The following is a 21,330-nucleotide window of genomic DNA, read 5'->3' as shown; positions in this document are numbered from 1 at the left end:
CAGGATTTACTGCTGATCGTCCCAGTTATCCTCTGGGACGGTCACCTCAGCGGCCTCGACCACGTCCTCTTGGGCACGGTCGGCCTCGGTGACCTCAATCTCTTCTGGCAGTGGCTTGGGCTTGGACCCGAAGACGAACTTCGCGTCCTCGCCCTTGGACTCGCCATCCCAGTTCTCCACATCCACGGTGACAATCTCGCCAGCGCCGATCTCTCCGAACAGGATCTTCTCGGACAGCTGGTCCTCAATCTCACGCTGAATGGTGCGGCGCAGGGGGCGCGCACCCAGCACTGGATCGAAGCCGCGCTTGGCCAGCAGGTTCTTCGCCTGCTCGGACAGCTCGATGCCCATGTCCTTGTCCGCCAGCGCCTTGGTGACGCGGCGCAGCAGCAGGTCCACCATCTCCACGATCTGCTCGCGGGTGAGCTGGTGGAACACCACGATGTCATCGATACGGTTTAAGAACTCCGGGCGGAAGTGCTTCTTCAGCTCATCATGAACCTTGCCCTTCATCCGCTCGTACTGGGTTTCCTCATCCGCCTCGCCAGAGCCGGAGAAGCCCATGCCCACGGCCTTGGAGATGTCCCTGGTGCCCAGGTTGGAGGTGAAGATCAGAACGGTGTTCTTGAAGTCCACCATGCGGCCCTGACCATCGGTCAGGCGGCCGTCCTCCAGCACTTGCAGCAGGGTGTTGTAGATCTCCGTGTGGGCCTTCTCGATCTCGTCGAACAGTACCACGGAGAATGGCTTGCGGCGGACCTTCTCGGTCAGCTGGCCACCCTCGTCGTAGCCGACGTATCCCGGAGGGGCACCGAACAGGCGGGAGGCGGTGAACTTGTCGTGGAACTCGCCCATGTCGATCTGGATCAGGGCATCGTCCTCGCCGAACAGGAACTCCGCCAGGGCCTTGGACAGCTCCGTCTTACCCACACCGGAGGGGCCGGCGAAGATGAAGGAGCCGGAGGGGCGCTTCGGGTCCTTCAGGCCGGCGCGGGTGCGCCGGATCGCGCGGGACACGGCCTTGACCGCGTCCTCCTGGCCGATGATGCGCTGGTGCAGCTCGTCCTCCATGCGCAGCAGGCGGGAGGTTTCCTCCTCGGTGAGCTTGAAGACCGGGATGCCGGTCCAGGTGCCCATCACCTCGGCGATCTGCTCCTCGCCCACCTCGGCGATGTCATCCAGCTCGCCGGCGCGCCAGGACTTTTCCTTCTCCTCGCGCTGCTCGGTCAGGACACGCTCGTCGTCGCGCAGGGACGCTGCTTTTTCGAAGTCCTGCTCATCGATCGCGGCTTCCTTCTTGCGGCGCACGGCGGTGATCTTGTCGTCGATCTCCTGGATCGCCGGTGGGGCGGTCATGCGCTTGATGCGCATGCGGGCGCCGGCCTCGTCGATCAGGTCCACGGCCTTATCCGGCAGGAAGCGGTCCGTGATGTAGCGGTCCGCCAGGTTCGCAGCAGCTGCCAGGGCGCCGTCCGTGATGGACACGCGGTGGTGCGCCTCGTAGCGGTCGCGCAGGCCCTTCAAGATCTCGATGGTGAGCTCCACCGAAGGCTCCGGCACCTGCACCGGCTGGAAACGGCGCTCCAGCGCTGCGTCCTTCTCGATGTGCTTGCGGTACTCATCCAGGGTGGTGGCACCGATGGTCTGAAGCTCGCCACGGGCCAGCTTTGGCTTCAGGATGGAGGCGGCGTCGATCGCTCCCTCGGCGGCACCCGCACCCACCAGGGTGTGGATCTCGTCGATGAACAGGATGATGTCGCCACGCTGGTTGATTTCCTTCAGCACCTTCTTCAGGCGCTCCTCGAAGTCACCGCGGTAACGGGACCCCGCCACCAGGGAACCCAAGTCCAGGCTGTACAGGTGCTTGTCCTTCAGGGTCTCCGGCACCTTGCCGTTCACAATCGCCAGGGCCAGGCCCTCCACCACTGCGGTCTTACCCACGCCGGGCTCGCCGATCAGGACTGGGTTGTTCTTCGTGCGGCGGGACAGGACCTGCATCACGCGCTCGATCTGGTCCTCGCGGCCCACCACGGGGTCCAGCTTGCCTTCGCGCGCAGCCTGGGTGAGGTTCCGGCCGAACTGATCCAGAACCAGGGAGTTGGACTTCTGCCCCATCTTCGAGCTCGGAGCATCCCCAATATTCGGGCTTCCACCCACACCCGCGGCGGCGGGTTCGCCACCGTTGGCGTCGGCCTTACCCTCCTCGCCCTCGTAACCAGACAGGAGTTGGATGACCTGCTGACGCACGCGGGACAGGTCCGCACCCAGCTTCACCAGCACTTGCGCGGCCACGCCCTCACCCTCGCGGATCAGGCCCAGCAGGATGTGCTCGGTGCCGATGTACTTGTGGCCCAGCTGCAGGGCTTCACGCAGGGCAAGTTCCAGGACCTTCTTCGCGCGCGGGGTGAAGGGGATGTAGCCGGTGGGCGGGTTGCCGCCGGAGCCGATGATCTCCTTCACCTCGGTACGCACAGCATCCATGGAAATGCCCATGGATTCGAGGGCTTTCGCTGCAACGCCCTCACCTTCCTGAATCAGGCCCAGCAGGATGTGCTCGGTGCCGATGTAGTTGTGATTCAGGGCGCGCGCTTCTTCCTGCGCGAGCACGATCACGCGACGAGCGCGGTCGGTAAACCTCTCAAACATGTGCGTCCCCTTTTCTAAATTGGCCACAGAGAGCGGGTTGTATTCGTGCTGCCCACTGTAGCGCCGTCGCCAGACATCGTTGGCACTTTGGACGTTCGAGTGCCACGTTTATGCCCTTTGTGCCGACGCCCAGCTCTGGATTGGGGCACATCTCTGCAGGTCAGGGGGTTGTCTTGGTGGAGTTTGGTGCAGTGTTCGCCTGTAGCGAACGGGGTGGTTGGGGATGGTTTGTGGGGTGTTGATGTGGCGTTGACGTGGCCGATTTGCACAAGCGTTAAATACCCCTTATACTTAGTCTCGAGAATGAATCCTCAGTAAGGATCGCCTCGTTAGCGATCTTGGAATGCTCCATCGACCACCCACGGGTGGTCGATTTTTTGTGTCTTAGCGCCCCACTGTAACTACCGCAGTGTAATGTCAGGGTCGACATAATGTTTCCCTTTTAAAAACACAGTTGTTCGCAGGAGTGATACGTGAACGCCGTCCAGAGCACCAAGCCAAAAAACTATCGAGTGGGCATCGACGTAGGCCTCAGGTCTATCGGCTTTGCAGCTATTGAAGTAGATGAGCAGGGCTCCCCTCTGCAGATCCTGAATGCGATGTCTCTCATTCACGATGCCGGCTTGGATCCTGATTCTCAGAAGACAGCGCAAACCCGCTTGATGGTCTCCGGTGTTGCTCGCCGTACCCGCCGCCTTTACCGGCAAAGGAAGCGCCGCCTGAAGGAGCTGGACGAATTCCTCGCCAAGAATGGCTATCCCCTCCCCGACCTCACAACCTCGGAAGAAAAAATTGGCTGGAAATCCCGCGCTGATCTGGCTACGGCAAAGATCGAGGACCCCGAAGAGCTAAAGCTCGCTCTCTCCCATGCTGCACGGCACATTGCCCGCCACCGCGGTTGGCGTAATCCCTACACCACCGTCAAAAGCATGATGAATAAGGCGGGAGAGCACTCCGATGGATTCCTGGCGGTAGAGGAAACCTTCCGTGAACTCATTGGCGAGCAAAAGCATGCGGGCCAGTCTTTAACTTTGGCCCAAATGGTTATGGCACTTCCCAACGGAACCACGAAGATGCGTGGCACTGGCGGCTTGCTGTCCGAACGGCTGCAGCAAAAGGACTTCGTGAAGGAGATGCTGCTCATCGGCGAGGTTCAAGGACTGGACGAGGAGTTTCTTGAGAAGCTCATTGAGAGGATTTTTTATGCGAAAAGTCCAAAGGGTTCTGCCGCCGGCCGGGTTGGAAAGGATCTGTTGGATCCTCAGGAATTCCGCGCGTGGCGCGCTACCCGTGCGTTCCAGGAGTACAGGATCATTTCGCTTCTCGCGAATGTGCGTATTCAGGAACGGGTGGGCACCAGCCTCGGAGAGATTCGGCCACTCAGCGTTGAGGAGCGCCAGAGGGTCTTTACCCTCCTCAACACGTGGACAGATAGCCCTTTGCCTACGTGGGCGAACGTAGCGGAGGAGCTTGGCGTAGACCGAGGCGATCTCCGCGGCACTGCATCGTCCAATGATGACGGCGAACGCGTATCAGCGAATCCCCCTGTTAACCAGGTTGAGGTAGTTATGTGCTCTACAGTCATCAAGGAATTCAAAAAGTTCTGGGAAACAGCCAACAACCCCTCCAAGGATGCACTCATTCGGGAGCTGTCCAATGTTGAAGCTCCGTCAGAAGATAGCCCTGAGGCCATTGCTGCATCCAGTCTTGTAAGGTCTCTTCCGCCGAAATCACTGGAAAAGTTGGAAAGCCTGAAGCTCCCTGATGGCCGTGCCGCATATTCGGTAAAGACCTTGGAAAAGCTGCGGGACTACATGTTAAACAACGTGGCTGATCTTTACACTGCACGCCAGTCGCTGTTCGATCTTCCGAACGACTGGGCTCCCCCGGCGGAACCTATCGGAGCGCCTACTGGAAACCCCGCAGTTGATCGCGTTCTGAAAGCTACCAACCGATGGCTCTTGCTTGCCGAGAAGCGCTGGGGAGCTCCTCTCTCCATCAATATCGAGAGCCTCCGCGATGGCTTCAAGAGTGAAAGCGCTGCGCGCGAAATCCAAAGAGAGCAGGAGACGCGGGCTAAGAATAATCAGGCCATTGTTCAGACCATGATGCAGAAGCTTGGGGTGGACGGCCGCCCCAGCCGCAACGATGTGTTGCGTTACCAGTCCATCCAGCGCCAAAACGGTCAGTGTGCATATTGTGGCACCACCATCACCATGAAAACGTCAGAGATGGATCATATTGTTCCGCGCGCTGGAGTAGGTTCGACGAACTCCCGCTACAATCTCCTCGCGGTCTGTGCGAACTGTAACCGTTCGAAAGGAAAGCTGCCGTTCGCCGTGTGGGCGAAGAAGTCAAACAATCCTCAAGTCTCTCTGGAAGCTGCAATCGAGCGGGTTCGTCATTGGCCGACAGATGCTGGGATGCGTCAAAAGCAAATGAACGACTTCAAGCAGCAGGTGATCTTCCGGCTCAAGCGAGTGTCCGAAGATGAGGAAATCGATGCACGCAGTAAAGAATCCGTCTCCTGGATGGCTAACGAGCTGCGGCATAGGGTTTCGCATCATTACCAGGAAGCTGTGAAGGTTCGTGTGTTCCGTGGGTCTGTAACCGCGGGCGCTCGCAGGGCATCTGGCATTGAAGATAGGCTCAAGCTGATTGGCGGCCGTTCAGGTAAGAACCGTCTGGACCGCCGCCACCACGCTGTGGATGCCGCCGTCATCGCTTTGATGCAAGCGACTGTCGCACAGGTATTGGCAGAACGGGACAGCCTGCGCTCGGAATACAGGACCACTCGTCAGGTGGATACGACGTATGGTCATTGGCGCGACTACACAGGTAAGACCATTGCCGACCAGCGTACTTTCAAGGTGTGGACCCAGCGCATGCTCACACTAGTAGATCTCCTCCAGACTGCGATTGATGAGGATAGAATCCCCGTCACGGAAAATATCCGGCTTAAGTTGGGCAACGGTCTTGCACACGAGGAGACCATCAAGCCACTAAAGAAGGTGCTGCTGAAGAGTGAGCTATCGATGGAGGATATCGATCGTGCTGCCACGCCGGCTCTCTGGGCTGCGCTCACGCGGCTCCCGGATTTCGACTGGAAGAAGGGGCTGCCTGAGAATCCAGACCGCGAAATCTCCGTCAATGGAACACATATTGGCCCTAATGACCACATCGAGCTGTTCGGTGTGAAGGCTGCCGCCTTGGCACTGAATGGCGGCTATGTGGAACTCGGTGCGTCTTTCCACCATGCCCGGTTGTACCGGATCAAGGGCGCGAAGCAGGATTCTTACGCGATGATGCGCGTGTACACCAATGATCTGCTTCGCTACCGGCACGAGGATCTTTTCTCGGTGGAGCTTCCACCGCACACCATGTCCATGAGGCAAGCTGAGCCCAAGCTTCGCACAGCTCTCCGTGCGGGAAAGGCAGAGTATGTGACCTGGTTCGTGGTGGGAGACGAGCTCATCTTTGATACGGAAAAGCTCGCAACGGGACAGATTTCCAGATACCTCAAAGAATTTGGACCTACGAAGCACTGGCGAATCCGAGGACTTAACACCGATATTCAATTGCGACTAAGGCCTGCCCAACTCTCAGCCGAAGGCCTTACCTCGGAGACTTCAAGCGATAGTAAAAAAATTATCGATAACCCCGGATGGAGACCTACAGTAAATAAGATCTTTAGTGCAGGAAATGTAACATTGATCAGGCGAGATATTCATGGGCGAGTCCGCATAACCGACCATAATGGACTTCCGACGTCAGTGAAGATCAGTTAACGATGTCCTGGCGCGTCATTGATGCCTCTGAACTTGATGGCCGCATTGGTTACAGGCGTGGTCAGCTTTTGATAACGCCAACTGATGGTGAACCTGTTGGGATTCCTTTGGCGGAAGTACAGATGGTTCTCGCTGGCCTCCACTGCTCTATCAGTGGCGGAATCATGCTCAAACTCGGTGAGCTTGGCATACCGATCTTGTTTACGGACTGGAGAAAGCTCCCGCAGAGCGCAGCTCAAGGTTGGCCGACCCACACTCGGGTGGGCGCTCGGCAGATTGCTCAATCTAATCTCTCGCTGCCTCGGCGAAAGAATGCGTGGGGCCAACTTATTAAGGCAAAGGTCCAGAACCAGGGAAAGGCTCTCAGTAACGTCGGCAATAGTGCAGCAGCGGAGCACCTTAAAGAATTGTCCCGACAAGTTCGGTCGGGAGACCCTACCAACATAGAAGGACAAGCAGCTCGATACTACTGGAGGAATTTGAGACTTAATTCCGAATTCACCAGACAACAAGAATCCGGCGACCCTTTCAATGGAGCGCTGAATTATGGTTATACGATTCTGCGCGGCCTCGGTATCCGTGCAGCATTTTCTGCCGGCCTGTGGCCAGCTTTGGGGGTTGCCCATCATGGCCGGTCAAACATGTTCAATTTAGTGGATGACCTGATCGAGCCTTTCCGGCCGGTAGTGGATCTTATCGTACACTCGCTCGGGCATACGTTCACTCTGGATGACCCTTCAGTGAAGAAAGCTTTAGCGTCGGTAGCTCAGCAACAGTTCACTATGGATGGAGCAGCTGTTGATACCTCGCTCAATTCTTTAGCGAAAAGTTTCGGCCTCTACGTGGAGGGGGACCTGGACAAGCTGATGGTTCCTCAATGGATTGGTTCTCTTCCCGATGCCTAGAGCCAAGCAGGAGGACGGCATGTGGTGTTTGGTCATGTTCGATCTACCGGTCACTACGAAGCAAGAGAGAAAGGAAGCCACGAAGTTCCGCAACTACCTATTAGATTCTGGCTTCAGCATGGTGCAGTTCAGTGTATATGTTCAGTACCTCCCTTTGGGGGTGAATCTCTCAAAGATAGCTTCCTCCGTGAAGGGAAGGCTGCCAGCCCAAGGCGAAGTTCGGCTCGTCCCCATCACAGATAAACAGTGGAGCGAGGCCTTCCGATTCTCGAATCGTACGGAGCTGCGTGAGTCTGAAACACCTGAACAACTACAGATTTTTTGATGCCCTGGACATGCAAAAATCCTCCTCAGAGGGCATTTTTGCTCTCCTAGGAAGCTTATCACAGGGAATGAGAATGAATCCCCAGCTTCTAATCCGTGCCAATTCTTTCTCCTCGAAGCTTATCACAGGGAATGAGAATGAATCCCCAGCCCATCGAAAACAATGTGCTCATGGCATCGAAGCTTATCACAGGGAATGAGAATGAATCCCCAGCGTGAGTCGTAGGCCACGACGCCGGTTTCGAAGCTTATCACAGGGAATGAGAATGAATCCCCAGCTGTCCTTTTCGTGGAGGGTGATTGCAGGGAAGCTTATCACAGGGAATGAGAATGAATCCCCAGCACTATGTGACATTGCAGGATTGTTTCACGAAGCTTATCACAGGGAATGAGAATGAATCCCCAGCGTAACCCGTCACCACCCAACACGGGGTAGGAAGCTTATCACAGGGAATGAGAATGAATCCCCAGCGTTTTTGGGCATGGTCTAGATTAATTCAGAAGCTTATCACAGGGAATGAGAATGAATCCCCAGCTTGCGATGGTCCGGCGTGTCTCATTCTCCGAAGCTTATCACAGGGAATGAGAATGAATCCCCAGCAGTTCCAGCCACTCTATGGCATCCTCAGGAAGCTTATCACAGGGAATGAGAATGAATCCCCAGCGTTGCGGTCGAGCAGGTCATCATCGACCGAAGCTTATCACAGGGAATGAGAATGAATCCCCAGCCGGGTCCACCGCTGTGATGCGAATTGCCGAAGCTTATCACAGGGAATGAGAATGAATCCCCAGCGATCAACTGATCTGTGAATTAATCTAGAGAAGCTTATCACAGGGAATGAGAATGAATCCCCAGCAAAACTCTGTTTGGATCGACTCGCCTAAGAAGCTTATCACAGGGAATGAGAATGAATCCCCAGCGAATGACCTTGATCTCACCGTTGGACTCGAAGCTTATCACAGGGAATGAGAATGAATCCCCAGCGGAAAGGATTGGATATGTCTGGACTCACGAAGCTTATCACAGGGAATGAGAATGAATCCCCAGCTGTGGCTGCTGACCCACTCTGGAAGGAGGAAGCTTATCACAGGGAATGAGAATGAATCCCCAGCCATAAACGAGAACGTCAAGAAGTTCTTTGAAGCTTATCACAGGGAATGAGAATGAATCCCCAGCCGACGACCCACTGGTGTTTGTGGCTACAGAAGCTTATCACAGGGAATGAGAATGAATCCCCAGCCCCACCGGTATTCGGGGATCTCGTTAATGAAGCTTATCACAGGGAATGAGAATGAATCCCCAGCGGTCCTCGTTCGACCGGATTGTGTCCACGAAGCTTATCACAGGGAATGAGAATGAATCCCCAGCTGTGCTTTTAACTTATCCCAGGTCGATCGAAGCTTATCACAGGGAATGAGAATGAATCCCCAGCAACCTCCGAAGCTGGCCGGAAAATGCAAGAAGCTTATCACAGGGAATGAGAATGAATCCCCAGCGTGTGAAGTTGTCGGCGGCGGACGCTGCGAAGCTTATCACAGGGAATGAGAATGAATCCCCAGCGCTCCGCACGCGCGTCAATATCCGCCTGGAAGCTTATCACAGGGAATGAGAATGAATCCCCAGCTGTCGTAGGCGATTGCGCCGTGTGCGCCGAAGCTTATCACAGGGAATGAGAATGAATCCCCAGCCACCGACATGGGCAACAACCCCAGGGTGGAAGCTTATCACAGGGAATGAGAATGAATCCCCAGCGTGGCGACGTGGCAGCAGCGTTGGTTACGAAGCTTATCACAGGGAATGAGAATGAATCCCCAGCCAAAAACGCAGTAGATAATTGGGCGCTTGAAGCTTATCACAGGGAATGAGAATGAATCCCCAGCGAATCACCTTGATCTCACCGTTGGACTCAGAAGCTTATCACAGGGAATGAGAATGAATCCCCAGCATGTTGGCGTCGCGTGGTGCGGTGTATTGAAGCTTATCACAGGGAATGAGAATGAATCCCCAGCAGTTGTGTGTCATGTGGTTTTGGGTTGTGAAGCTTATCACAGGGAATGAGAATGAATCCCCAGCGCTTGTTGTCTGCGCTTCATGCGCGGTGGAAGCTTATCACAGGGAATGAGAATGAATCCCCAGCATCGAACGTTGTGGGGCCATCGTGAGCGGAAGCTTATGACAGGGAATGAGAATGAATCCCCAGCTCTGGATTACAATATCACGCCGTTCGAAGAAGCTTATCACAGGGAATGAGAATGAATCCCCAGCCATGCCAGTGACGTTGACGGTCACGTTGGAAGCTTATCACAGGGAATGAGAATGAATCCCCAGCCCCGGCTAGTGAGGTGGGTAGTAGAGCAGAAGCTTATCACAAGGAATGAGAATGAATCCTCAGCATGACTGACAGGTGGTGTAGACGCAGGTAAAGCTTATCGCAGTAAATGAGAATAAGTTTCCAGAAGAGTCGAATTCGAACATTATCCAAAGCACTCGAATAAGAAAGTTAAATACTTTTCTTGCAACTGAAAGTCAATCATAACAGCGAGGGGGCAGACGTTTACCAAGCTAACTGCTCGGAACGAGCCTGAAATCAAGGTCAGTCAGCTGCAGAGGCGCTATTATTCTTCCATGGCTAGCAATACTCATCAAAAGATCCACTACCAGACACTGGGCTTATCCCTCGAGTTGCCCACCGATTACGCAGTTCAACAGCTACCTGACTGGCGCATGGCGCACTTCGCGCTCATCCTTCCCATCCCCTTTATCACGCTCGGTTCTAAGTCCTCCACAGACAACTGGACCCAAGCCATACCTTTTGATGAAGGCTGGACTCGAGGCCGTTTCAACGGCATCAAGCGAATCAACACCGCACAGCATGACGCCGCCAAAAACACATACACTGCTCCACCCGAAAGCCTCTTTGCATATACCCCCAGGGCATTCCATGAGTCCGCCTGCAAACGCTTCAGCGGCCCCTTACAATCCAGTCTGGCCGCAGTAGCTGCCGATGGTCCGGCCATTATAGGTGCAGATGAGTACGCAAAACTCATGAACAACAGAGAGCATTCCCACCATCGCGCATGGAAGAAGCTCTTCGTCAACGACTGTTCCCGACTTAAGGGAGATGTAGGCAACGACGAGTACGAACGCCAGGAGTACTGCGACTATCTCACAGGCTTCCCCACCACGCACGTCCTCACATTTCCTCTCTCTGAGAACCCTGCCGAGCACAGTCAGGTCAGCTTGATATGCGTGGAGTATTTGGAGTTTTCAGACCCGGGACACCGCAGGCATGGCAAAGAACACACGGATCAGACCGTTAACGCAGCGTTGGTACTCCACGTCGTGGCCGAAAACTGCACGTCAAGCCAGTTGGAGAAAATCTCCCGAGCTTTGCACCGACCGCGCAACAAGGTCAAGATCCCCGGAGTGTCAACGCCCGTGGCGTTGTTTAAGGAATTTGTGAATGCTGCCAGCGAAGCTCTACCTGCCACCTGCACCGTAAAAGCAGCACCTGGCGGCTTTGTATACGCAGAAGGCGAGGGTTTTGCCGACACTCCCGCAAAACTCGTGAAGCCTTTCGCAGTGGTGTGTGCCGTGCCCGGCACGGAGGAAATAAAAACCGCGCCAGAATTCTTCAACCAGTCGACTACTGACTGGCCACATGCGGACATCTGGGCCTGGCAGCTCTGCACCGGAGCAGACAACTACAGCGAGGCAATTCCCCGCCTGACCCAGGATTCTCTCAAAGAATCGCAAGTAGGCGCCTACCAGGCGTGGACCATCCATGCGGACGAAGATGGTCTCGCAATCGTACGCACGCGTCCCGCGAGCAGCTATGACAACAAGATGTGGATGCTCTCCGGCACTCGATTCGTCGACTTGGCCCTGCTGGTTCATCGCTCCAGAAGCTATCTCCACGGGTTCAGCGAGCGTTTGCGCGCAATTGGCTTCAACGGTGACGAGCTCAAAGAACTCCTCGATCAACAGCAAGTGGCTGCAGACACGTTGATGACCGCTACCGAGGACCTATCCAAATCCCTATCCAATTTCCAAGACTTACAGTCAGACCTGGTGGAGTTCCGCGACCGGTTGTGGTTTGAAACCGTTCCCAAACGAGAAGTCGATACCGTCATCCTGAAAGCTCTCCAACGCACCACGGGTGCAGCCGCACACTTCCACGAAATATGTGCAGAGATGGACCTGCGCAAGGATATCTACGCCACACAACACCAGGTCCTCAAAATCCAGGCACAAGACCGGCTGGTGGAACAAGACAAGCAACAACAGGAAGAAGAGAAAGCCCAACAAAAGAAAAATGATCAACGCATGGAGCGCATTACTATCTTCGCGTCTGTGCTGGCCATTTTGCCACTGATCGAGGCCTTTCCGTTCGCAGAAGGAAGCTTCGCTCCCTTCCTCATTTCGCTGCTTGTGGTAATCATCGGCGCTGCAGCATTACTAGTGCCCAGGAGCACATGGAAAGCAATTCGCACAAGCAAGAGAAGATAGCCTCTGACACGGCGCGGTGTCCTGAATCGAGGGCAAACTGCTGTGATTTGGCGGAAATCACTACACTTTGCCCTCGATCCGGGAAAGTGGAGGTACGAGCGTCTGGCACGCTGGCCCATCACCCCACCCCAACACCAGCGAATATCGCCAAAACCAAGACAGCGCAGCCTTCCTGATCTAACTTTGAATACAACATTATTTTTGTAACTAACCCTATGCTTGTGCGCAGCGTGCACCCCAACGCCACGCACGGCATAGACCACAGCACCTCCACAACACCGAGACAGGAAAGAGGCCCCGCCCTATGAACGCAGCCCACGCGCCCAAACTCACCCTCACCGACCACGCCAGCAACGCCGGAACCCTCCTCAAAGGCACCCTGCCCCTCTTCCGCTCCGGAGTACTCGGCAGCATGACCCCCGCCGCCGCCGGCAAAGCCCTCAAAGGCATCTACCAATGGCGCTTCCTCCCCGCAGGACTCCTCGCCATCGGCGCCGGCCGCGACCCCTTCCACACCGCCATCATCGACGACGCCGGCTCCATCACCTACAGCGACCTCCACAACCAAGTCAACACCCTCGCACGCGCACTGTTCCGCACCGGCATCCGCGAACGCGACCGCATCGGAGTGCTCTGCCGCAACCACCGCGGCCTCATCATGGCCCTGTGCGCCCACGGCCGCCTCGGCACCGACATCGTCTTCTTCAACACCGGCTCCTCCGCCGAACAAACCCGCGCAGTGATGCACGAACAGAAGATCGACCTGCTGTTCATCGACGAAGAGTTCCTGCCGCTCCTTCCCAAAGACTTCAACGACTGCCCCGTCATCATCGCCTGGGAAAACGGAGACACCCTAGGCCTCACGGAGGAGGCTGAGGCGGAGCTGCCGGCGGCGTCGAATATTACCGACGCCATAGCGAGCGGCAACTACGCCACACGATCCGAGGATTGGCCGAGCCTGCGCAAGGTCCTGCGCACCACCCCAGAAAACCTCTCCATCCCCGCCCGCCCCCGCATGGGACGCACCATCATCCTCACCTCCGGCACCACCGGAACCCCCAAGGGCGCGCGACGACCAGAGCCCAAGACCTACATGCCGGCCAGCTCCATCATGAGCCGCATCCCGCTGAAGCACCACCGCCCCGTGTTCCTGGCGGCCCCCATGTTCCACACCTGGGGCTTCGCGCACATCCAGCTGGCGCTGGCGCTACGCAACACCATGATCCTGCAGAGGCGCTTCACCGCGAAGGACGCCATCCAGGTCATTGAAAAGAACCGGCCGTACGCGATCTCCATCGTGCCGACCATGCTGCGCCGCCTGCTGAAGGAAGTGCCCGAAGGCATGGACGCCGGCGTGAAGGTCATCGCCTCCTCCGGAGAGGCGCTGCCGCCCGCCGTGATCGAAGAGACGTTCAAGAAGTTTGGCCCAGTGCTGTACAACCTGTACGGCTCCACCGAGGTGTCCTGGGCCTCCATCGCACGACCCGACGAGATGGCGAAATACCCACGCACCGCCGGAAAGCCACCCATGGCCACCACGTTGAAGATCCTGGACGACGACGGCAAGGAATGCGCCGACGAAGAAATCGGCCGCATCTTCGTGAAGAACGACATGCTGTTCGAAGGCTACACCCGTCCCGGCACCGACAAGGAAGTCATCGACGGCATGGTCACCACCGGCGACCTGGGCTACTGGAAGGACGGACTGCTGTTCATCGCGGGACGCTCCGACGACATGATCGTCTGCGGTGGTGAAAACGTATACCCGCAGGAAACCGAAGACGTCTTCGCCGCCATGGACAACGTCCACGAAGCCGCCATCCGCGGCGTGGAAGACGAAGAGTTCGGCCAGGCGCTGTGCGCATGGGTTGTGCTGAAGGACCACGAGTCCAGCGGAGTGAGCGCAGCACGCCCCGCAGACAGCATCAGCGCTGAGGAACGCGCAGAGTTCGAAGCGCAGGCCAAGGCGGCCGTGAAGAAGAAGCTGGCTCGCCACGCCGTGCCGCGCTACTTCGTGTTCATGGACGAACTGCCCCGCAACGCCGTGGGCAAGGTGGTTCCGCGGGAGCTGCCGAAGCCTTAAGCGTGCGGCTAGCGCCATAAATGACACAGTTAAGCCCCGGAAGCCTCTGAACTAGACCAGTTTTGAGAGCTTCCGGGGCTTAAGTGTGTCATGTTCTGGTAATCCGGCCGGCGTAGCAGGGCTGCGGTGGTGGCGTGGGGGCACGGCTGCGCGCACGCAAAAACGGCCTGCTATAAAAGCAGGCCGCTACAAGCCCGGAGCCCGGGCTTGTCAGCTACTACTTCAGCTCAGCGGAAGACAGACCCAGCTCACGACGAGCCACGATCAGCTGCTGAATCTGCTGAGTACCCTCGAAGATGTCCAGGATCTTGGAGTCGCGGGACCACTTCTCCAGCAGCTCACGCTCGGAGTAGCCGTAGGCACCAGCCATCTCCACCGCGCGCAGCGTCAGGTCGGTCGCCATGCGGCCGGCCTTCGCCTTGGACTCGGAAGCCTCCTTGGAGTTTGGCATCTTGTTGTCAGCCATCCAACCAGCCTTCAGAGTCATCAGGTAGGCAGCCTCCCAATCGGACTCCAGGCGGATGTACTCGGACGCGGCAGCGGACTGTGCCCATGCTGGAGCGTCGTAGTTGATGTCCACGCCGGCGTCGGTCAGGATTTCGCGCAGCTTCTCCAGGGACGCACGAGCAACACCCACGGCCATAGCGGCCACCATCGGGCGGGTGTTGTCGAAGGTAGCCATCACGCCACCGAAGCCCTTCTTGGTGTCCACCTCAGGGGAGCCCAGCAGGTTCTCCTTCGGGATGCGGACGTTGTCCAAGATGAAGTGAGCAGTATCGGAGGAACGGATGCCCAGCTTGTGCTCCAGGCGAACCAGCTCGAAGCCAGGGGTATCGCGAGGAACCACGAAGGACTTAATAGCTGCGCGGCCAGCGGACTTGTCCACGGAAGCCCACACCACAACGTGGGTGCAGCGGTCACCAGCGGTGACAAAGATCTTCTCGCCGTTCAGGACGTACTCGTCGCCATCCAGGCGAGCGGTCGCAGCCACGGCAGCGGAGTCGGAACCGAACTGAGGCTCGGTGATAGCCATCGCGGCCCACACCTTACCGAAGCTCTCCAGCTGCTCATCGGTCGCCACAGCAGCAATCGCGGCGTTGCCCAGACCCTGGTAAGGGATGGACAGGGTCAGTCCCACGTCACCCCAGCAGGTCTCGATGATGTTCAGGATGGAGGCCATGTTACCACCGTTCTTCACACCCTCAGTCTGCTTCTTGCCGGCATCCGCCCGGCCACCGGAAGCACCTGCCATGCCCTTGCCGGCGTCGGTCATTCCCTCAACCAGGGATGCCATGGTGTCCAGCTCCACGGGGCGAGCGTGCTCCGCCAAGTCGTACTTGCGGGAGATCGGACGGAAGATTTCAGCGGCTGCCTGGTGCGCCTGGTTAACGCCCGCCTTCAGACGCTTTGGAAGTTCGAGATTAATCATGAGTGATATTCCTTAACTGATAAGCACTTATCTAGCGGGTTTACAGAACAACAACGCCCTCGGCGATACCAATGGCGCGCAGGTCGCGGTACCAGCGCTCCACAGGGTGCTCCTTGGTGAATCCGTGTCCACCCAGCAGCTGCACACCGTCGAGACCGAAGACCATGCCCTTGTCCGACGCAAAGCGGCGCGCCAGCGCAGCCTCGCGGTGGTAGGACAGGCCCTGGTCCAGGCGGGACGCGCCGCGCTGCAGGATCAGACGCAGACCGTCCAGCTCGATGCGCAGGTTAGCGACCATGAAGGCCACAGCCTGGCGGTGGGAGATCGGCTCACCGAACGCTTCGCGCTCGTTGACGTACTTCTTGGTGTACTCCAGCACAGCCTCGCCGGTGCCGGCAGCCAGTGCGGCCCAGCCCAGTCGGGAGCGGCGGATGATCTCCGCGTAGTTCTCGTTGCGCTCGTCGTCGGACAGGTCCGTGCCGCCCAGCAGGTTCGCCGCAGGAACGCGGACGTCCTTCAGCAGCAGGCGGCCCAGGGCTGCGCCGCGCAGACCCATGGATGGGTCAGCCTCAACCACAACGCCCTCGGTGCCGGACTCCACGATGGCGAAGGTGTTCACGCCGTCCAGGTCGATGGCGACCACGAACAGCTCAGCCTTGCCAGCGTTCGGAACCATGGTCTTCACACCATTGATGACGATGTCGTTGCCCTCGCGCACAGCGGTGGTCTGCAGCACGAATGGGTCGAACAGAGGGCGCGCCTCGGACACCACAACGGCTGCTGGTGGGAAGGTCTCGCCTGCGAACTCTGGCAGGTAGGTCTTCTGCTGGGAATCGTCACCGTAGTTGGTGATGACGTTCGCCACGGCAGCAGGGGCCAGGATGGACACGGCCAGGCCCATGTCACCGAAGGCCAGGGCTTCGGCGATCAGGGCGTTGGTGGTAGCGCCGGAGGCGTTGGCGATACCTTCGTACTCCTCAGGCAGGTTGATGAGTGCCACACCCAGCTCTGCTGCGGTGTCCAGCAGGCCTTCGGCTGGCTCTGCCTTCTCGTTGCACTCGGACGCCACGGGGCGCAGGCGCTCTTCGGCGAATTCGCGGACGGCTGCCACGATCATTTCCTGATCCTCGGTGGGGTTCAGGTCGAACGGAGCGCGGCCTGGCTTTGGCTCGGTGCTTGGAACTGGCTCGTTGTTCTCGTCCAGGGTCTGGCTTGGCAGGCGGACTGGCTTGCCGGTGCCCTTGATCTTCTTGAACTGACGGTTCACGGCACCCAGGGTGCGCATGCCGGTCTTGGTGGATTCGTAGGCTACTCGGTCAATCTTTGGACCGAGGCCGTACTTCTCGGCTAGTTCGGAGCCGGTGAAACGGGTCAGAACACGCATCACGTTGCCGATGGCATCGCGTTTGATGTTGTTCAGGCCAGGGGTCGAGTCGTCACGCTTACTACGGTCGCTCATATGAGGCGGCCACCTTTCACTGCAGTTGACACAGACGCACACAATCACGCGTGAATCTGCGTTGAGTGGATAGTTATAGGAACAGCATAAAACAAAAGATGGCCTGGCTCACGTTTTCGGCAATTTCTTTTGAGGATCACTAGGACCTCCAAAAAATTTGCAGGTGGAACGCGATGCCTTTCGTTCGATGACCTGCGCCGACGCCCACCGCTCCCCCTATACGGGTGAGCTGAGGCGCCGCGCGGGGTGACTACTCAAAAATGGGGGTAGTGATAGCGCGCGTTAGTTGTCGCGCTCTGGCTTCACGATCGGGAAGAGCACCGTGTCACGGATACCCAGGCCCGTCAGAGCCATCAGCAGGCGGTCAATGCCCATGCCCGTGCCGGCTGTGGGAGGCATGCCGGACTCCATCGCGGCCAGGAAGTCCTCGTCCAGCACCATGGCCTCATCGTCGCCACCGGCGGCCAGGCGGGCCTGGTCCTCGAAGCGCTCGCGCTGGATCACGGGGTCCACCAGCTCGGAGTAGCCCGTGGCCAGCTCAAAGCCGCGCACGTACAGGTCCCACTTCTCCGTCACGCCCGGCTCGGAGCGGTGCTGGCGGGTCAGCGGGGAGGTCTCCACCGGGAAGTTACGCACAAAGATCGGGCCTTCCAGTTGGTCCTCGCACAGGACCTCCCAGATCTCCTCCACCAGTTTGCCGTGGCCCCAGCCACCCTTGGCAGGCACGTCCAGGCCAATCACCTTCGCGATGTCCTTCAGTTCCTCCACCGTGGAGTCGATGGTGACCTCCGGCTGGCCTGGGAACTTACGCTGCAGTGCCTCGTTCAGCGACGGGTACATCTCGATGGTCTTCCACTCGCCGCCGAAGTCGTAGACGGTTCCGTCGACCAACTTCACCTGCAGGGTGCCGAACACCTCCATCGCCACATCCTGGATGGTCTGCTTGGTATCCGCGGCGCAGTCGTCGTAGGTGCCATAGGCGGAGTAGGTCTCCAGCATGGCGAACTCCGGCGAGTGGGAGGAGTCCACACCCTCGTTGCGGAAGTTACGGTTGACCTCAAACACCTTGTCCAGGCCACCCACCACGGCGCGCTTCAGGAACAGCTCCGGGGCGATGCGCAGGTACAGGTCAATATCCAACGCGTTGGAGTGCGTCACGAACGGACGCGCCGCAGCACCACCGTGGAGAGTCTGCAGCATCGGGGTTTCCACCTCGTAGAACCCGCGGTTTTCCAGGGAACGGCGCAGGGCGCGCATCACCTTGATGCGCGTCATCGCGTTGGTGCGGGCCTGTTCGCGCATGATGAGGTCCGTGTGGCGCTGGCGGATACGCGTGTCCTCGCTGAGCTCCTTGTGCGCTACCGGCAACGGGCGCAGGGACTTGGACGTCATGAACCAGCGCTGGGCCATCACGGACAGCTCCCCGCGCTTAGAGGAAATAACCCGGCCTTCTACGAAGACCATGTCGCCGAGGTCTACGTCGTTCTTCCACTGGCCCAGCAGCTCCTCGCCCACCTCGGCCAGGCTCAGCATGACCTGCAACGTGGTGCCGTCGCCGTCCTGCAAGGTGGCGAAGCACAGCTTGCCGGTGTTGCGCACGAACATCACGCGCCCGGCAACCCCCACAACCTCCTGGGTTTCCTCGCCAGGAGACAGGACGGTAGCGCCCTCGGGGATGATGACCTCCGGCTCGCCCTCCTTGGCTTCCTTCGCCACGGCCCACTGGGAACGCACCTGGGCCAGCGTGTGCGTGCGCGGCACTTCGACGGGGTACGGCTCGCGCCCGGAGTCTAGAATGCGCTGGCGCTTTTCGCGGCGAATGCGCAGCTGTTCTGGGAGATCGTCTTGAGTATTTGCGGCAGAATTAGTTCCTTGAGTCACGCCTCCCTAGCCTACTGCATACGGCGCTCACTACCTACGCAGCGCGGGCGACTCACCGCTCCGGCATCGCCGGCAAACCAATCGGCCGCGGCCCCACCGGCCCGTCCAACGCCGAGCGCGGAATCGTGCGCTCCAGCAAGGAGCGCACCGTGTTGCGGTTCAAGGAATCATAGAACGCATCTTGGGCCACGACCAGCTGCCGGCGCAGCTCGCAATCGCGCGGCACCAGCGGGCACTCCTGCGACCCCTCGCAATCGACCACTTCGTCCGGGCCCTCCAGCTGCCGCATCAGGTCCCCCACGCCTTTGTCCAGGGCCTCCGGCGCGATGGACACTCCCCCGTTCCTGCCGCGGATCGCCAGCACCACCCCCAGGTCCGCCAGCTTCGCCACCACCTTGGCCACGTGATTCTCCGAGGCGTTGAGCGCCCGCGACAGCTGCGAAATGGTCATGCGAGTATCGTCCGGGAGTTCACCCAGCACCAACAGGGAGCGCATCCCCAGATCGGAAAAAGTCCTCAGCTGCATGGCCTATAGCTTAATGCGCGTCCTCATGCCCTGGGTGGCGCGGATCCCACAGGCCGGAGCCCTGCGGCGCATGCGCCGGATCCTCACCACTGTCCAGCGGGCGGTTGTTCTCGTCCACGAAGATCACGCGGGAGTGGTAGTCCTTCAGCTCCTCGTTGCTGTAGATGCCGTACCCGATGATGATGACCAGGTCACCGGGGCTAATCAGCCGGGCCGCGGCACCGTTGATGCCGATCACGCCGGAGCCCCGCTCGCCGGTAATGGCGTAGGTGGTCAGGCGATTGCCGTTATTAATATCGACAATGTCGATCTGCTCGCCCTCGAGGATGTCGGCAGCGTCCATGAGGTCTGCGTCGATGGTGCAGGACCCCACGTAGTGCAAATCCGCCTGGGTAACCGTGGCCCGGTGAATCTTCGATTTCAGCATTGTGCGCATCACGGGGTACCACCTTACCCGCACGACCGCGGGCAATGCCTAATCAGCTGTAGGGCTCGGCCGTGACTACACCGCGCCGTCGCCCGCGCGCGCCACCAGAAACTCCGGGGCACGGAAACCTGCCTCGGCAAAGGCGCTGGCGATGGCGGAGGCTGTGGCGTCGGTGTGATTAACGGGGACGAGCGCAATGGCCGAGCCGCCGAAGCCCCCGCCGATCATCCGCGAGCCCAGGGCCCCGGCGGCGAGTGCGACGTCCACCGCCAGGTCCAGCTCGGGGCAGCTGACCTGGTAGAGGTCGCGCAGGGAGGCGTGGCTGGCCGTCATCGCGTGGCCGAGCGCGGCCATGTCGCCCGCCTGCAGGAACTCAATCGCCTGCGCGGTGCGGCGAATCTCCCCCGTCACATGCGCCACGCGGTCGGTCACCACGTTCGCGTCCTGATTATTCTCCGACGCCCAGCGCGCGCACAACACAGCCATCTCCTGGCCGGCCTCATCCGCGTCGCGCAGGCTCGCGTAGCCCAAGCGCTGCTGCACGAAGGCGGTCATGCCGTCGATCACGGCGCGGCGGGAGGCATACTGCCCATCGGCGAGGGTGTGCGGGGCGTTGGTGTTCGTCACCAGGATCGCGAGGTTCTCAGCTTCGAGGTCGAAGGGGACCTGGTAGTGCTCGTCGCGGCCGAAGTCGATGGCCAGCGCGTGGGCGCGGGTGGCGAACAGGGAGGTGCGCTGGTCCAGGCCGCCGGTGGAGGCGCCGACCACGTCGTTCTCCGCGCGGATCGCGGCGTGCATGAGGCCTTCGCGGATCGTGTCGGTGAGGGTGGGTTGGGTGGTGTGGGTAGTCAGCAGCGTCCAGGCCGCCAACCCCGCCGCGCACTCCAGCGCCGCCGAGGAGGACAGGCCCGCGCCCAGCGGCACGTCCGACTCGATCGCCAGGTCCAGGCCAGTGCCCGCGGGCAGCGGCGGGATGGTGCCGTTGTCGATCGCCGCCCAGATCGTGCCCACTACATAACCCGACCAGTCCGCCGGCGAGCCGGGGCCCACCTCGCCCGTCGGCACGTGCGCGGTGCTGACGGACTCCTGGCCGGCGCTGTCCTGCATGCGAGAGACCAGCCGGTAGGTGCCCAGGTCATTCGCGCGCGCGGCGATGTAGGTGCGCTGCTCCAGCGCAAACGGCAGGCAGATGCCGGCGGCATAGTCCACGTGCTCGCCGATCACGTTCGCGCGCCCGGGGGCGGAGTGCACCACCGCGGGCACGCCGCCGAAGTGCTCAGCGAACAGGCGGGTAACATCGGCGGTGGCCGTGTCGTGAGTTCGGGTGCGGGTCCACTGGGTGGTCATGGCGG

At 59.2% G+C, this 21,330-nt stretch carries 12 protein-coding genes and 1 CRISPR repeat array; of the genes, 5 read left to right on the top strand and 7 right to left on the bottom strand.

What is annotated here, in order from left to right; all coding sequences use genetic code 11:
- Positions 1-6 precede the first annotated feature (6 nt).
- Positions 7-2,646, bottom strand: coding sequence for an ATP-dependent Clp protease ATP-binding subunit (locus IAU67_RS01570; RefSeq protein ID WP_151842527.1), 2,640 nt, complete (start codon positions 2,644-2,646; stop codon positions 7-9).
- Between the two features lie 473 nt (positions 2,647-3,119).
- Between IAU67_RS01570 and cas9 the strand changes: the two genes are divergently transcribed.
- The 5 genes from cas9 (at position 3,120) to IAU67_RS01545 (ending at position 14,256) form a co-directional block, all read left to right on the top strand.
- Entirely contained in the window at positions 3,120-6,434 is a 3,315-nt protein-coding gene (cas9, locus tag IAU67_RS01565) for a type II CRISPR RNA-guided endonuclease Cas9 (protein ID WP_151842528.1), read from the top strand.
- Between the two features lie 2 nt (positions 6,435-6,436).
- Complete coding sequence (gene cas1, locus IAU67_RS01560) at positions 6,437-7,339, top strand: type II CRISPR-associated endonuclease Cas1 (protein ID WP_151842529.1); 903 nt, start codon at positions 6,437-6,439, stop codon at positions 7,337-7,339.
- Positions 7,332-7,664 (top strand): CRISPR-associated endonuclease Cas2, encoded by a 333-nt coding sequence (gene cas2, locus IAU67_RS01555; RefSeq protein ID WP_151842530.1) that lies wholly within the window; start codon positions 7,332-7,334, stop codon positions 7,662-7,664. The genes cas1 and cas2 overlap by 8 nt, the downstream gene beginning before the upstream one ends.
- Positions 7,665-7,714: 50 nt before the next feature.
- Positions 7,715-10,057: direct repeats of the CRISPR family, unit length 36 nt; unit sequence GAAGCTTATCACAGGGAATGAGAATGAATCCCCAGC.
- 232 nt (positions 10,058-10,289) lie between these two features.
- Positions 10,290-12,173 carry a hypothetical protein gene (locus IAU67_RS01550; protein ID WP_151842531.1) on the top strand — a complete coding sequence of 628 codons (1,884 nt, stop codon included), beginning with the start codon at positions 10,290-10,292 and terminating at the stop codon, positions 12,171-12,173.
- Between the two features lie 304 nt (positions 12,174-12,477).
- Positions 12,478-14,256 (top strand): AMP-binding protein, encoded by a 1,779-nt coding sequence (locus IAU67_RS01545; protein ID WP_151842532.1) that lies wholly within the window; start codon positions 12,478-12,480, stop codon positions 14,254-14,256.
- A 217-nt stretch (positions 14,257-14,473) separates the two neighbouring features.
- Here the strand turns inward: IAU67_RS01545 and IAU67_RS01540 are convergent, their stop codons facing one another.
- The 6 genes from IAU67_RS01540 to galK all read right to left on the bottom strand — a co-directional run bounded on the left by IAU67_RS01540 (position 14,474) and on the right by galK (position 21,325).
- Complete coding sequence (locus IAU67_RS01540) at positions 14,474-15,685, bottom strand: acyl-CoA dehydrogenase family protein (RefSeq protein WP_151842533.1); 1,212 nt, start codon at positions 15,683-15,685, stop codon at positions 14,474-14,476.
- Positions 15,686-15,725: 40 nt separating this feature from the next.
- On the bottom strand, positions 15,726-17,144 hold the full coding sequence (locus tag IAU67_RS01535) for an acyl-CoA dehydrogenase family protein (protein ID WP_151842534.1): 1,419 nt from the start codon (positions 17,142-17,144) through the stop codon (positions 15,726-15,728).
- 282 nt (positions 17,145-17,426) lie between these two features.
- Complete coding sequence (lysS, locus tag IAU67_RS01530) at positions 17,427-19,025, bottom strand: lysine--tRNA ligase (RefSeq protein WP_187767934.1); 1,599 nt, start codon at positions 19,023-19,025, stop codon at positions 17,427-17,429.
- 52 nt (positions 19,026-19,077) lie between these two features.
- Positions 19,078-19,551: an RrF2 family transcriptional regulator gene (locus IAU67_RS01525; RefSeq protein ID WP_151842535.1), complete on the bottom strand. Its 474-nt coding sequence runs from the start codon at positions 19,549-19,551 to the stop codon at positions 19,078-19,080.
- A 10-nt stretch (positions 19,552-19,561) separates the two neighbouring features.
- Positions 19,562-19,990: an aspartate 1-decarboxylase gene (panD, locus tag IAU67_RS01520; protein WP_151842536.1), complete on the bottom strand. Its 429-nt coding sequence runs from the start codon at positions 19,988-19,990 to the stop codon at positions 19,562-19,564.
- Positions 19,991-20,053: 63 nt separating this feature from the next.
- Complete coding sequence (galK, locus tag IAU67_RS01515; RefSeq protein ID WP_151842537.1) at positions 20,054-21,325, bottom strand: galactokinase; 1,272 nt, start codon at positions 21,323-21,325, stop codon at positions 20,054-20,056.
- Positions 21,326-21,330 lie beyond the last annotated feature (5 nt).

The sequence above is a fragment of the Corynebacterium zhongnanshanii genome (genome assembly GCF_014490575.1).
In the GTDB taxonomy this organism is placed as follows: domain Bacteria; phylum Actinomycetota; class Actinomycetes; order Mycobacteriales; family Mycobacteriaceae; genus Corynebacterium; species Corynebacterium zhongnanshanii.
This window is presented reverse-complemented; position numbering and strand designations above follow the sequence as displayed.